Genomic DNA, 12,580 nt, shown 5'->3' with positions numbered 1-12,580 from the left:
TGTACGACTGTTGCGCAGCTGGACGCAGCCTCGCCAAGGCTCGACAGCTGCTACAGAGCCGAACGCAGCCTCGCAAGCTCGACAGCTACAGGGACCGTGCGAGGCTAAGCCGATCCAGCGCTTCGCCGCTGCGCTTGAACCAGCCGATCAGGTAATCCGCCAATACTTGCGTGCGTTTCGGCAGACCGCCCTGATAGGGGTGAACCAGGTACATTGGCATGCGCCGGGTCTGATAATCGCGCATGAGCCAGCGCAAGCGTCCATCCGCCAATTCTGCTTGCAGCAGATACGACGGCAGACGCGCAATGCCTGCCCCCGCCAATGCGGCTTTTTTCAGCAAGCTGTAATGGTTGCTGGCAAACGGACCCGAGACCCGCACCCGCAGCAACTCGTGTTGCTGGTGATAGAGCCATTCTTCGCGACCACTGTAATGGCTGTTGAGCAAGCAACGGTGATCGGCCAACGCCTGGGGTGTCTGCGGTTCGCCGAACCGTTCAAGATACGCCGGGCTGGCGCAGGTCATTTCGTGCCAGGCCAGCAACGGTCGGGCTACCAGACGCTCGTCCTTGCCCACCTCGGAGCGAATCGCCAGATCAAAGCCATCCCGTGACAGGTCGTGAAACTGGTTGTTGAGGTCCAGTTCGATCTGCACCTCGGGGTATTTGCCGGAAAATTCCAACAACAAACCGTCGAAGAAGGTTTCCCCCAGCGACACCGGGACGGTCATACGCACTGGCCCGGCCATGTCGTCCCTCAACCGCGCCAATGCCTGACGCGCCCGCTCGACTTGCACGACCAGCGCCTGAGCCTGGGGCAACAGCGCCGCACCCGCCGCCGTCAGACTTAAACGGCGGGTGGTGCGTTGCAGCAGGACCACGGAAAACCGCGTCTCCAGCAAGCTGATGCGCTTGGACAGCTGCCCCTTGCTGCAACCCAATTGCTGCGCTGCCAAGGTAAAACTCCCCGCTTCGATCAATACCGCGAACGCCGCAAGGTCATCCATCTCGCTCATGGATTGTTTCCAATTGAAAACCAAAGGTTACCTATTAGTGCGCTTATCAACGGAAAAAACCACTCTAGACTGAGACCTCACTCAACCAATCGAGGAACAGCACGATGAAAATTCTATTGATAGGCGCCGGCGGCACCATCGGTTCGGCGGTCGACAAGGAACTGTCCGAGCGTCACGAGATCATCCGCATCGGCCGCAGCAGTGGCGACTTTCAGGTGGATATCAGCAACAGCACCTCGATCCGCAAGCTGTTCGAACAGACCGGCAAGTTCGATGCGCTGATCTGCGCAGCGGGTAACGTGACCTTCGCGCCCCTGGATGAAATGACCGAAGCCAGCTTCGAGCTAGGTCTGAAAGACAAACTGATGGGCCAGGTCAATTTGCTGCTGATCGGCCGCGAGTTCGCCAACGACGGTGCCTCGTTCACCTTCACCACGGGCGTGCTCAGCCATGACCCGATTCGCAGCGGCGCCTCGGCAGCGCTGGTCAACGGCGCACTGGACAGCTTCGTGCGCGCCGCCGCCATCGAACTGCCTCGCGGCCTGCGCGTGAACTCGATCAGCCCCAATGTGCTGGTGGAAGCCATGGGCAAGTACGCGCCTTATTTCCGTGGTTTCAAACCGGTTCCGGCCGCCGATGTGGCATTGGCCTACGCCAAAAGCGTAGAAGGCTTGCAGACAGGTCAGACTTTTCATGTGGGCTGAGCCCTTGTGATGAACGGTCAGGCTGAGTAACGTGGCGGCACTTGTCTGGAGAGCCGAAGATGCGTGTTGCCCGTTCCTTAGTCGTTGTTGCCCTGCTGCCGCTATTTGCTGCCTGTCAGTTGTTTGATGGCCCGCGTGAAAGCGCCTCCCACGCGGGCCAGACCCGCATGCAAGGCCAGTTGACGGCGGTGGACGGCAAGCTGCTGTTCCAGCCGTGCAATGAAACACGCAGCTTTGTGGTCAACGACACCGGCAACACCAGCGTGCTGCAACAGGCAGCGTCACTGGCCGATACCAAGGGCAAGTTGTTCGCCGACGTACGCGGGCGCATCGTCGACAGCCGTCTCGATCTTGAGCAGCTGTACCGCGTCGAGCGCTCGGGCACGGCATGCGACGATCCCGATTTCAAACTGCAGACGCTGCGCGCAGCCGGTCACTCGCCTGAGTGGAGCGTCAAGGTCACCGGCAAAGGCATGGTGATTGTTCGCGCCGGTCAACCGCCTCTGGCCCTGCCGTACGTGGAAGAACAACTGGGCGATGGCCGTTTCAACCTCGGTACCGAAGCCAATAACCAGCACATCGAATTGTGGGTCACGCCGCAACGTTGCGTCGACAGCACCACCGGCAGCGTCCAGCACATGAGCGCCGAACTGCGTATCAATGGTCAGGTGCAGCGCGGTTGCGGGTATTTCGGCGGTTCGCGTAACGACTGATCGTTTAAGCCTCACGGGAATCCGCCTTTGGGGCTTATAATCGCCGGTTTCAAACGCCTTGGCGCAGTTGTGCGCCCCGCGAACCGGGTCCTGCCATGTTACGAATCACTGAACTCAAGTTGCCGATCGACCATCCCGAAGAAGACCTGCGCCCTGCCATCGTGCAGCGCCTGGGCATCGCCAGCGATGACCTGCTCGATTTCACCTTGTTCAAGCGCAGCTACGATGCGCGCAAAAAGTCTTCCGAACTGTGCTTCATCTACACCATCGACCTCACCGCCAAGGATGAGGCCGCGTTGCTGCACAAGTTCGCCGATGACCGTAACGTCAACGTGGCGCCGGATGTCAGCTACAAAGTGGTCGGTCATGCACCGGCCGATCTGCAGCAACGTCCAGTGGTCGTGGGTTTCGGGCCGTGCGGGATTTTCGCCGGGTTGCTGCTCGCGCAAATGGGCTTCAAGCCCATCATCCTCGAGCGCGGCACCGAAGTGCGCCAGCGCACCAAGGACACGTGGGGCCTGTGGCGCAAAAGCGTGCTCAACCCCGAATCCAACGTGCAGTTCGGTGAGGGCGGTGCGGGGACTTTCTCCGACGGCAAGCTCTACAGCCAGATCAAGGACCCGAAATTCATCGGCCGCAAAGTCCTGCACGAGTTCGTCAAGGCCGGTGCGCCGGACGAAATTCTCTACGTCAGCAAACCGCACATCGGTACGTTCCGTCTGACCGGTGTGGTGGAAAACATGCGTGAACAGATTCGCGCCTTGGGCGGCGAAGTACGCTTCCAGCAACGTGTCACCGACGTGCTGATCGAAGACGGCCAATTGGTCGGCGTCGAACTCAATGGCGGCGAACAGATTCATTCCAGGCACGTGATTCTGGCCCTCGGCCACAGTGCCCGGGACACTTTCCGCATGCTCCACGGCCGTGGTGTGTTCATGGAAGCCAAACCGTTTTCCGTGGGTTTCCGCATTGAACACCCGCAGTCGCTGATCGACCGCGCGCGGTTGGGCAAGTACGCCGGCCACCCGAAACTCGGGGCTGCCGACTACAAACTGGTGCACCACGCCAAGAACGGTCGTTCGGTCTACAGCTTCTGCATGTGCCCGGGCGGCACCGTGGTTGCGGCCACATCCGAACCGAACCGCGTAGTCACCAACGGCATGAGCCAGTACTCGCGTAACGAACGCAACGCCAACTCCGGGATCGTCGTCGGGATCACCCCGGAAGTCGATTACCCGGGCGGCCCGCTGGCCGGCATTGAATTGCAGGAGCGCCTGGAATCCCACGCCTTTGTGCTGGGCGGCAGCAACTACGAAGCACCGGCGCAACTGGTCGGCGACTTCATTGCCGGCAAGCCATCCACTGAGCTGGGCAGCGTTGAACCGTCCTACAAACCAGGCGTGGCATTGGGTGATTTGGCGCTGGCCTTGCCAGCCTTTGCCATCGAAGCCATTCGTGAAGCGTTGCCAGCGTTCGAGAAGCAGATTCGCGGTTACTCGCTGCATGACGCCGTGTTGACCGGCATTGAGACGCGAACTTCGTCACCGCTGCGCATCACCCGTAACGAGTCGATGCAGAGCCTGAACGTGAAGGGCTTGTTCCCGGCGGGTGAAGGCGCGGGTTATGCGGGCGGGATTCTGTCGGCGGGTGTGGACGGGATTCGGATTGCCGAAGCGGTTGCCCGCGACATCCTGGGCCTGGAAGCCTGACCCGAGACCTGGATCGTTCCCACGCTCCGCGTGGGAATGCAGCCAGGGACGCTCCGCGTCCCAAAGCGGACGCAGAGCGTCCGGTAAGGCATTCCCACGCAGAGCGTGGGAACGATCAACACGTCAGATATTGGCGCGCAGCACGCTGGCCGGAAGTGCCTCACCGCGCTCGACACTCGCCGCCACCGTATCCATCAAGCCACCCAACTCATACCCCTGGCCCTTGAGCCAATCCTGATCGTAATAGGTGGTGGCATAGCGCTCGCCGCCATCACACAGAATCGCCACGATCGACCCCGACTCCCTCGCCGCCGCCATCTGCTGGGCCGCCATCAAGGCGCCGATCAGGTTGGTCCCGCTCGATCCGCCAACCCGTCGCCCCAGTCGTTGCGCCAAGTAGTGCATGGCCGCCAGGGACAACGCGTCCGGCACTTTCACCATGGCATCAATCACCTTGGGCAGGAACGACGCTTCCACCCGTGGCCGGCCAATGCCTTCAATCCGCGAACCACAGTCCAGGCGCAGGCTGGCATCGCCGGTCTGGTAATAATCGAAAAACACCGATCGTTCGGCATCGGCGCACAGCACACGGGTGCAATGCTGGCGATAACGCACGTAACGACCCAGCGTTGCGGTGGTACCTCCAGTGCCGGGGCTGGAGATCAACCAACTCGGCTCAGGGTGCTGTTCAAAACGCATTTGGTGGAAGATCGATTCGGCGATGTTGTTGTTCGCCCGCCAGTCGGTGGCGCGTTCGGCGTAGGTGAACTGATCGATGAAATGACCATCATGCTCGCGCGCCAGCCGTTCGGACTCGGCGTAGATCCGGGTCGGGTCGTCGACCAGATGACTCTTGCCACCGTAGAAAGCAATTTGCGCGATCTTCTCTTTGGAAGTGGTCGCCGGCATTACCGCAATGAACGGCAAGCCCAGCAAGCTGGCGAAGTACGCCTCGGAAATCGCCGTCGAGCCGCTGGACGCCTCGATCACTGGCGCGCCGGGTTTCAACCAGCCATTACACAGGGCATAGAGGAACAACGAGCGCGCCAGGCGGTGCTTCAGGCTGCCGGTGGGGTGACTGGATTCATCCTTGAAATACAACTCGATGCCCGGAAAACCGGGCAGCGGCAAGGGGATCAGGTGGGTATCGGCGCTGCGCTGGAAGTCCGCTTCGATAATCCGGATGGCTTCGCGGGCCCACTGTCGGTTGTCGCTCATGATGGCTTTCTCGTTGGGTCGGCCTTATTTATAAGGCTCAGCCTTCAAGCTTAGGAAAAAACCTACAACACGCACAGGTACAGCTGACGCTCAATACCGCCGGCAACTGCTAGGCTCAAGTCCGGTCCCGTCCTTCGCGTTGTAACGACATATAACAAAAAAGAATATAACTTTTGTTTTAACAACTAACAGTACGGGTTAGGGTGTGCCACCTTTTGAATTCATCGATGGAGAGCGACCTTGCCTCTGCGTAGCACTTTCACGCGTTTCTTTCAGTTGGAAGCTGCCAGCGGTCTGTTATTGATCGCCGCTGCAGCCCTGGCTTTAATCATCAACAACTCTTCCCTGTCGTGGCTCTATAGCGGGCTGCTGGACACCCCTGTGGTCGCTCAGATCGGCGCGCTGAAAATCGCCAAGCCGTTGCTGCTGTGGATCAACGACGGCCTGATGGCGATGTTCTTCCTGTTGATCGGCCTGGAAGTGAAACGTGAAGTCCTCGACGGCCAACTGTCGAACCCCTCGCAAATCGTCCTGCCCGGTGCCGCAGCGATTGGCGGCATGGTCGTACCGGCGCTGGTCTACTGGTTTCTGAACCGTGAAGACCCGGCAGCCCTGGGTGGCTGGGCCATCCCGATGGCCACCGACATTGCCTTTGCCCTCGGCGTACTCGCCTTGCTGGGCAAACGGGTGCCGGTGTCGCTGAAGCTGTTCCTGATGACACTGGCAATCATTGACGACCTGGGCGCGATCATCGTCATCGCCGTCTTCTATTCCGGGACGTTGTCGACGCTGTCGCTGGCGCTGGCGGCCGCCTGCATCATCGCGTTGATCGCCATGAACCGGCTCGGCGTGGTAAAGCTCGGGCCGTACATGATCGTCGGCTTGATCCTCTGGGTGTGCGTGCTCAAGAGCGGTGTCCACGCGACTCTCGCGGGTGTGACGCTGGCTTTCTGTATACCACTGCGCACCAAAAACGCCGAGTCTTCGCCGCTGCTGACCCTTGAACACGCCCTGCACCCGTGGGTCGCTTACGGCATCCTGCCGCTGTTCGCTTTCGCTAACGCCGGCCTGTCCCTGAGCGGCGTCACCGTTGAAAGCTTCACTCACCACGTACCGATGGGCATCGCGATTGGCCTGTTACTGGGTAAAACCGTTGGCGTGTTCGGCCTGACCTGGCTGGCCGTGAAAATCGGCATCGCCGCCCTGCCCCAAGGCGCTAACTGGGGCCAAGTGTTGGGTGTCGCGATCCTCTGCGGGATTGGTTTCACCATGAGCCTGTTTGTCGGCTCCCTGGCGTTTGAGCCAGGCGTCAGCGACTACGCCGGGATGGACCGGATGGGGATTTTGACCGGTTCGATTCTTGCGGCATTGATCGGTTATGCCGTGACGGCGATGGCAAGTCGCAAAAGCGCGATGCTGAAATCCTGAGCGATAGAGAACTCTCCTGGCAGCATTAAGGATTCGTCCTACAGCCACGATTAACCTCGTTCGTTAACGTCGCACAGCTCCTCTTCGGGGGCTGTCGACGGACGAACGCAAGGAAGATCAGTGGCTGGCCACAAGGAAGTTCCCCGGGTTAAAAACCCACCCTCCGGTGACGGTCATCACGTCACCTACCGCCTCATGACGGCCACCGAACTGGCCGAACGCGATGCCCGGCAAAGCGCTTACGACGCCATGCTCGCCCGGCAGCAGGCTTTTGAAGATCGTCTTCAGGTTTCGGCGAAAAAGACCGACATCCCCCGCGCGGGATGCGTCTTCGCCAAGCCTTGCAAACTCCCCGATGCCATCATTGATTACTCGAATCCTTCGGGCATGGTTCCGACTGACAGTCTCAAGGACTACGGCGAAATCGCCTGGCTTGGTGCTCGTAATGTAGACGAAGCCGGACTGCTGAATCTTGAAACCATCAGTGGCAGTACCGTCTCGCTTGGCATTGGCCGACTTGCACTTAGCGCCCCGACTCTCGTTGCTCCGGGCCTGGCACTGAAGCTGCCGCAGCCGCCACATTGGCCGGTGTCGTCGCGTTGTTCTGGACGCCGAGCCTGGGTGACAGCGCGCTTTACACCGAAGATCAATTGCGCGCCCTCAAGCAGGCCAGAACCCGCGTTCGTTTGCAGGTCGAGCAACAGGCTGACGGCAGTCTCAACGGCTACGGTTTCTACACTGGCAAAAACCGCGATTGGGAAATGGTGGATGTCGTGCAGATCACATTGCGCGGCAGTCAGCAGGTGGCAGATCTCGGGGATGGCGTTGAACTGATCTGGACACCGGCTGTGGATGGCTCGGACATCCTCGGTATTCCAGCACTGGAAGCTGCGCCGCAAGCGCCACATATCTGGGTGTATCCACCGACGCCTGCGGCGGACCGCATTATCGTGAACCCGGTGTATCCGCCAGAGTACAAGGATTTCATTCTTGTGTTTCCGGCGGACTCGGGGGTGAAGCCGGTTTACATTGTGCTGAGTGTCACGGGAGATCTGAAGTACCACCCTGCGCCAACGGCGTTACCAGCTTTTCCAGATATAAAACCTGCGCCGATGAAAACTTCCGTGCGGGGCGGCGGAAAAAAGCGCAGACGCTGGAAGGATCCGTCAGGGAGAATTTATGAATGGGACTCACAACATGGCAAGGTTGAGTTGTACACGAAACAAGGAAAACATCTGGGAGAGTACAACCCGGAAACCGGAGAGCAGACAAAACCAGCCGATCCGGCAAGGAGAGTAGAAAAATGAAACATGTAATAGAGGTTTTCGACCGTCAGACGGAAGATCTGCTTCTTACCGTAGATGTACCTGCCAGTCGACGTAAAGCTTTGAGAGCTCTGATGAACTGGCAGCAACCGGACGATGAATTCGACGGTCACGACTTGTCTTCAGAACAAGTAAAGGTATTGGAAGACTGGACAGGAAAATCCCTCTTAGGTGCAAATAATGTCGTACAACTGGTATGCACAGAATGACGCGGAGCTATCCAGCGGTACGCCATGCAGTTGAAGCTTTTGATAAAAAAACAGAATTTTTAGTGTTTGAAGTGCCCATCCCCAAGGAGAATATTGAAGAACTGAGAATAATAATGAAGTGGAGCGAACCAGAAGACGAAATCTATGGTTACGATCTTGATAGTGCTCAGATAACGCAGTTGGAAGCTTTGATCGGCATTACGTTCTACGACCCGAAGTACGATTTTCAGCTCGGAAGTCATGCAAGCAAGTAATTTTCTACTCGTAAAAAACCCCGACCAGTCACCTGATCGGGGTTTTCCTTTACCCGTTTCCCGCTTAGTGCGAAACGCGGCTAGTCCCATCAACCGTAGCAATCCGTACCCGCTCACCCACGCGGAAAATTTCATTTTCCTGAACCTGCTGTACATAGGCGCGCATGCTGCCGTCGTCTTCGCGTACGGTGATTTCAACACCCTGGGTGCGGGTCAGGCCTTCTTCGGCTGCCGAGCCCAACAGGCCGCCAGCGACTGCGCCGATGACCGCGGCGACGATGCTGCCGTTGCCGCTACCGATGGAGCTTGCGCCTACACCGCCAACCACTGCGCCTGCAGCGCCGCCGATTGGGGTTTTGGTGCCTTCGATTTTCACTGGGCGCAGCGCTTCGATGGTGCCCATGCGAATCGTTTGCACACGACGCGCTTCATCACGGGAGTAGGAGTCACCGGTCAGGCTCGATTGGCAGCCGGTGAGCAACATCGCCATCGTGGAAAAGGAAGCAACCAACAAAACAGACTTACGCATAGCATCAACTCCAAAGGACAGGTATTCATTATAAACCCCGCACTTTGACGCGTGTCACGGCAACGCCCGGATAAAAGTGGTTTGATTCAGGCCCGGTACAGGCGCCTCGAATAACTCACCAACCGGTTAGCGGCAATTGCCGGAATCCACGCCGCACCAAGGATTTTTCATGGACTACTTCATCATTGTCGTCACGACCGTCGCGGGGCTGTACTTCCACGGGTGGCTGTACGTGCGGATAAAACGCTGGATGGTCCGAGACCTGGCGTTGGCCTTGGCGGGGGATGACGAGTTTAAAAAAACGTTCATGCTCCAGCAGCTGGAAAACGCTCAAGCGCAGAAAATCAAGCGTCGAGACTTACAGCAGTGGCTTGAAGCCGCTGCTGCAAGGTATCCCGAACGGTAGACTGCCTAGGGTGCCAGACGTTCAAGAATCCAGTCGACGCCCTGTAGGCGGTAGTTGAGGCGATCATGCAAGCGGCTCGCGCGGCCTTGCCAGAACTCGATGCGCTCCGGCAACAAGCGATAACCGCCCCAGTGGTCCGGACAGTGTGGCGCGGTGTCACTGAAACGCTGCTCGGTGTTCTTGAGCAGCGCTTCCAGTTCCCCGCGATCAGCAATCACCCGGCTCTGCGGTGACGCCCAGGCACCGAGTCGGCTGCCCAGCGGACGAACCTGGAAATAGGCGTCGGACTCTTCAGGCGAGACTTTCACCACTCGACCCTCGATGCGCACCTGGCGCTCCAGGGCCGGCCAGAAAAAGGTCATGGCTGCGAACGGATTCGCTGCCAGATGCTGTCCCTTGGCACTTTCGTAGTTGGTGAAGAACGTAAAGCCCTGTGCGTCCAGACCTTTGAGCAACAGAATGCGGCAATGCGGCCGACCGTCCTGATCGACCGTCGCCAAGGTCATGGCGTTAGCCTCCACCGGCGCTTGCTCGGTTTTCACCGCGTCGGCAAACCACTGGTGGAACAGCCCGAACGGCTCTGCCGGGGCTTGAGCCTCGGTCAGGCCATCACGGGTGTAGTCACGACGCATATCAGCCAGGCGCTGGGTCATGGCGCAGTCCTTTTGGTTAACGAATCACTTCTTGGCGGTTTCAGTGGCGACGTCGACTTTCTTGGTGTCGGCAACTGCTTTGGCCGGTGCAGTCTTTTTCGCCGGAGTTGCGGTTTTAGCGGGCGTTTTCTTGGCGGTGGCTTTGCTGGCCGGGGCCTTTTTCGCGGCAGGTACAGCGGCTTTCTTCGCGGCAGGCGCCGGAGTGACCGGTGTGGTCGGGGTGGCGACTGGCTTGATGTCCTTGGCAGCGACCATGGTCACGGGCGCAGGGGCCGGCATGTTGTACTTGCTCAGCAGCGCCACCATGGTGTTTTGCGGGGTCACCAGCAATTCCACGCGACGGTTCAGGGCTCGACCTTCGACGCTGTCGTTGGCCGCACGCGGGGCGTCACCACCCATGCCACGAAGCATCAGGCGATCACGCTGCAAACCGCTGAGACGGAAGATTGCGGCCACCGATTGTGCACGTTCCTGACTCAGTTTCACATTGGCCGGTGCGGCACCCGAGGTATCACTGTGGCCCAGGACCAACACGGCCGTTTTCGGGTCGACTTCGAGGATCTTCGCGACACGAGTGAACGGGCCAAGGGTGACCGGCAACAGCATGGACGGACGATCCGGGTTGAACGAGCCTTCTACCGGCGCGATGATCACCAACACGTTTTCACGGCGTTCAAGCTGCAGCTTGCTGTCCTTGATCGCTTCGCGCAGGCGCGGCTCGTAGTCGTCAAGCCAGGCCTGGGTGACTTTTGGGTCTGGCATTGGCACGACTTTGGAGCCGCTCTGCTCCTTGCCGCCGAACGGCCACCACCATTGGTTACCCGCGTCTGCATCAGCCTTGGCCACTTGGGCCGGCTTGGCTGCAGGTTTTCCTACAAGCTCTGCATTAGTCATTTCAGCGGCGCCATCGGAACCGAACGGCCAGTACCAAGGGTTGGCGCTTTCAGTCTTGGCTACGGGTGCTGTGGCGGCGGGTTTCAGCGGGGCTGGGGCCGGGGTCGGTTCTTTAGCGGCGACTTTGTCGGACGAACCGAACGGCCACCAGCTGCTGCCCTCGGAATCACTTTGTGGGGTCTGTGCGCAACCGGTGATAGCGAAGCACAGGGCCAAGGCGAGTGTTGGTTTGGATGACATTGGATATCCACAAAATTGAAGTAATGAAAAGTCAGACCGGAGCGGCCCGCACAAACTGACGCTTTGAATCAAAAAGGGCTGCCGGGTTCCGTTCTGGAACCCGGCAGCCGTGTTTACAGACAAGTGGCCAGTACTCGCGCAAGGTTTTGCGCGCGTGGATCCATCAAGACGTACGGCCCCAGGGTATTTGTCACAAAACCGAAGGCCACATCGCGTTCCGGGTCAGCAAAACCGATGGAGCCGCCAGCGCCCGGATGACCAAACGCACGCGGGCCGAGGCCGTAAGTCGCGTTGGGTACATCCGGTTGATCGAGCATGCAACCCAGGCCGAATCGGGTCCGGGTCAATAAAGTCTTGTCGTCGCCGAGGCTGTGTTCGCGGGTCAGCTCATCGAGCATTTCGCTTTCCAGCAGGCTGCCGTCGAGCAGACCGGCGTAAAACCCGGCAAGGCTGCGCGCATTGCCATGGCCGTTGGCGGCGGGTTGCTGCATGCGCCGCCACTCGGGTTTGTTGGTGCTGGTCATGATCGACGGCGGATTGGTGAAGGCACGGGTGGTCATTGCAGTCGGATCACGCATCGTCACTTGCAGCAGACGTTGGGCCGCTGCGTCGCCGACGTTACCCTTGCCACGGGCGATGTGCGCCACACGATGAAATTCTTCATCGGCCAGGCCAACGTGGAAATCCAGCCCCAATGGCTTCGCAATCCGCGCCACGATGGACTCGCCCGGCCCACGACCGTCGGCGCGGCGCAGTAATTCGCCCACCAGCCAGCCGTACGTGATCGCGGCGTAGCCATGACCCTGACCCGGCGTCCACCACGGTGCTTCGGCCGCCAGGGCGTCGACCATGGTTTGCCAGTCGTAAAGCGCTTCTGGCGCCAGCAATTCACGCAACGCCGGCAAGCCGGCCTGATGGCAGAGCAACTGACGCAGGGTCACGGACTCTTTGCCGGCAGCGGCAAATTCGGGCCAGTAGCGTGCAACCGGCGCGTCCAGTTGCAGCTTGCCTTCAGCCACCAATTGCAGGGCCGTGACAGCTGTGAACGTCTTGGTGCAAGAGAACAGGTTGGCGATGGTGTCGCTGTGCCAGGCTTCGCTGCCGTCCTTGTCCGCGGTGCCGGACCAGAGGTCGAGGACAGTTTCGCCACCGATCTGGATGCACAAGGCTGCGCCACGTTCCTGAGGATCGTCGAACAACGCTGCGAAGGCTTCGCGCACTGCTTCGAACTTAAGCTCGTAATGACCCTGAATCTGCACCCGCATTGCTCCCGGATAATCGCTATA

Annotated in this window: 13 protein-coding genes and 1 pseudogene; 8 read left to right on the top strand and 6 right to left on the bottom strand. The window is 59.4% G+C overall.

Annotated elements, in window-relative coordinates:
- Positions 1-85: 85 nt before the first annotated feature.
- Positions 86-1,012, bottom strand: a complete 927-nt coding sequence (locus PMI22_RS09200) for a LysR family transcriptional regulator (protein WP_007947252.1) — start codon at positions 1,010-1,012, stop codon at positions 86-88.
- A gap of 104 nt (positions 1,013-1,116) precedes the next feature.
- Between PMI22_RS09200 and PMI22_RS09205 the strand changes: the two genes are divergently transcribed.
- The 3 genes from PMI22_RS09205 (at position 1,117) to PMI22_RS09215 (ending at position 4,138) form a co-directional block, all read left to right on the top strand.
- A complete protein-coding gene (locus tag PMI22_RS09205; RefSeq protein WP_007947251.1) occupies positions 1,117-1,716 on the top strand; it encodes a short chain dehydrogenase in 600 nt (199 codons plus the stop codon).
- 59 nt (positions 1,717-1,775) lie between these two features.
- The gene (locus tag PMI22_RS09210; RefSeq protein WP_007947250.1) at positions 1,776-2,429 is read left to right on the top strand and encodes a COG3650 family protein; all 654 of its coding nucleotides are present in this window, start codon (positions 1,776-1,778) and stop codon (positions 2,427-2,429) included.
- A 95-nt stretch (positions 2,430-2,524) separates the two neighbouring features.
- On the top strand, positions 2,525-4,138 hold the full coding sequence (locus PMI22_RS09215; RefSeq protein ID WP_007947249.1) for an NAD(P)/FAD-dependent oxidoreductase: 1,614 nt from the start codon (positions 2,525-2,527) through the stop codon (positions 4,136-4,138).
- Between the two features lie 123 nt (positions 4,139-4,261).
- Here PMI22_RS09215 and PMI22_RS09220 read toward each other — a convergent pair whose 3' ends face one another.
- Positions 4,262-5,359, bottom strand: coding sequence for a PLP-dependent cysteine synthase family protein (locus PMI22_RS09220; protein WP_177323440.1), 1,098 nt, complete (start codon positions 5,357-5,359; stop codon positions 4,262-4,264).
- A gap of 237 nt (positions 5,360-5,596) precedes the next feature.
- Here PMI22_RS09220 and nhaA point away from each other — a divergent pair, with 237 nt between their 5' ends.
- From nhaA to PMI22_RS09235, 4 genes and pseudogenes are all read left to right on the top strand, one after another.
- Positions 5,597-6,784: a Na+/H+ antiporter NhaA gene (nhaA, locus tag PMI22_RS09225; RefSeq protein WP_007947247.1), complete on the top strand. Its 1,188-nt coding sequence runs from the start codon at positions 5,597-5,599 to the stop codon at positions 6,782-6,784.
- A 120-nt stretch (positions 6,785-6,904) separates the two neighbouring features.
- Positions 6,905-8,091, top strand: a pseudogene (locus PMI22_RS0129545) (colicin E3/pyocin S6 family cytotoxin).
- On the top strand, positions 8,088-8,318 hold the full coding sequence (locus PMI22_RS09230; protein ID WP_007947244.1) for a DUF7683 domain-containing protein: 231 nt from the start codon (positions 8,088-8,090) through the stop codon (positions 8,316-8,318). Before PMI22_RS0129545 ends, PMI22_RS09230 begins: the two are co-directional and overlap by 4 nt.
- A complete protein-coding gene (locus PMI22_RS09235) occupies positions 8,315-8,572 on the top strand; it encodes a DUF7683 domain-containing protein (RefSeq protein ID WP_007947243.1) in 258 nt (85 codons plus the stop codon). The genes PMI22_RS09230 and PMI22_RS09235 overlap by 4 nt, the downstream gene beginning before the upstream one ends.
- A gap of 64 nt (positions 8,573-8,636) precedes the next feature.
- On the opposite strand, the gene PMI22_RS09240 is transcribed toward PMI22_RS09235, so the two are convergent.
- Positions 8,637-9,101 carry a glycine zipper 2TM domain-containing protein gene (locus tag PMI22_RS09240; protein ID WP_007947242.1) on the bottom strand — a complete coding sequence of 155 codons (465 nt, stop codon included), beginning with the start codon at positions 9,099-9,101 and terminating at the stop codon, positions 8,637-8,639.
- 169 nt (positions 9,102-9,270) lie between these two features.
- Between PMI22_RS09240 and PMI22_RS09245 the strand changes: the two genes are divergently transcribed.
- Positions 9,271-9,507 (top strand): hypothetical protein, encoded by a 237-nt coding sequence (locus PMI22_RS09245; RefSeq protein ID WP_007947241.1) that lies wholly within the window; start codon positions 9,271-9,273, stop codon positions 9,505-9,507.
- A 5-nt stretch (positions 9,508-9,512) separates the two neighbouring features.
- Here the strand turns inward: PMI22_RS09245 and pdxH are convergent, their stop codons facing one another.
- The 3 genes from pdxH to PMI22_RS09260 all read right to left on the bottom strand — a co-directional run bounded on the left by pdxH (position 9,513) and on the right by PMI22_RS09260 (position 12,553).
- Complete coding sequence (pdxH, locus tag PMI22_RS09250) at positions 9,513-10,160, bottom strand: pyridoxamine 5'-phosphate oxidase (RefSeq protein ID WP_007947239.1); 648 nt, start codon at positions 10,158-10,160, stop codon at positions 9,513-9,515.
- A 24-nt stretch (positions 10,161-10,184) separates the two neighbouring features.
- Positions 10,185-11,294, bottom strand: coding sequence for an OmpA family protein (locus PMI22_RS09255; RefSeq protein ID WP_007947238.1), 1,110 nt, complete (start codon positions 11,292-11,294; stop codon positions 10,185-10,187).
- A gap of 113 nt (positions 11,295-11,407) precedes the next feature.
- Positions 11,408-12,553, bottom strand: coding sequence for an EstA family serine hydrolase (locus tag PMI22_RS09260; RefSeq protein ID WP_033049469.1), 1,146 nt, complete (start codon positions 12,551-12,553; stop codon positions 11,408-11,410).
- Positions 12,554-12,580 lie beyond the last annotated feature (27 nt).

It is taken from the genome of Pseudomonas sp. GM21, assembly GCF_000282215.1.
Taxonomy (GTDB): Bacteria; Pseudomonadota; Gammaproteobacteria; order Pseudomonadales; family Pseudomonadaceae; genus Aquipseudomonas.
This window is presented reverse-complemented; position numbering and strand designations above follow the sequence as displayed.

What these genes read in the sequence shown, in the direction of transcription:
- PMI22_RS09200 (WP_007947252.1), bottom strand. Translation starts at nt 1,012, where the DNA reads ATGAGCGAGATGGATGACCTTGCGGCGTTCGCGGTATTGATCGAAGCG.
- PMI22_RS09205 (WP_007947251.1), top strand. Translation starts at nt 1,117, where the DNA reads ATGAAAATTCTATTGATAGGCGCCGGCGGCACCATCGGTTCGGCGGTC.
- PMI22_RS09210 (WP_007947250.1), top strand. Translation starts at nt 1,776, where the DNA reads ATGCGTGTTGCCCGTTCCTTAGTCGTTGTTGCCCTGCTGCCGCTATTT.
- PMI22_RS09215 (WP_007947249.1), top strand. Translation starts at nt 2,525, where the DNA reads ATGTTACGAATCACTGAACTCAAGTTGCCGATCGACCATCCCGAAGAA.
- PMI22_RS09230 (WP_007947244.1), top strand. Translation starts at nt 8,088, where the DNA reads ATGAAACATGTAATAGAGGTTTTCGACCGTCAGACGGAAGATCTGCTT.
- PMI22_RS09235 (WP_007947243.1), top strand. Translation starts at nt 8,315, where the DNA reads ATGACGCGGAGCTATCCAGCGGTACGCCATGCAGTTGAAGCTTTTGAT.
- PMI22_RS09240 (WP_007947242.1), bottom strand. Translation starts at nt 9,101, where the DNA reads ATGCGTAAGTCTGTTTTGTTGGTTGCTTCCTTTTCCACGATGGCGATG.
- PMI22_RS09245 (WP_007947241.1), top strand. Translation starts at nt 9,271, where the DNA reads ATGGACTACTTCATCATTGTCGTCACGACCGTCGCGGGGCTGTACTTC.
- pdxH (WP_007947239.1), bottom strand. Translation starts at nt 10,160, where the DNA reads ATGACCCAGCGCCTGGCTGATATGCGTCGTGACTACACCCGTGATGGC.
- PMI22_RS09255 (WP_007947238.1), bottom strand. Translation starts at nt 11,294, where the DNA reads ATGTCATCCAAACCAACACTCGCCTTGGCCCTGTGCTTCGCTATCACC.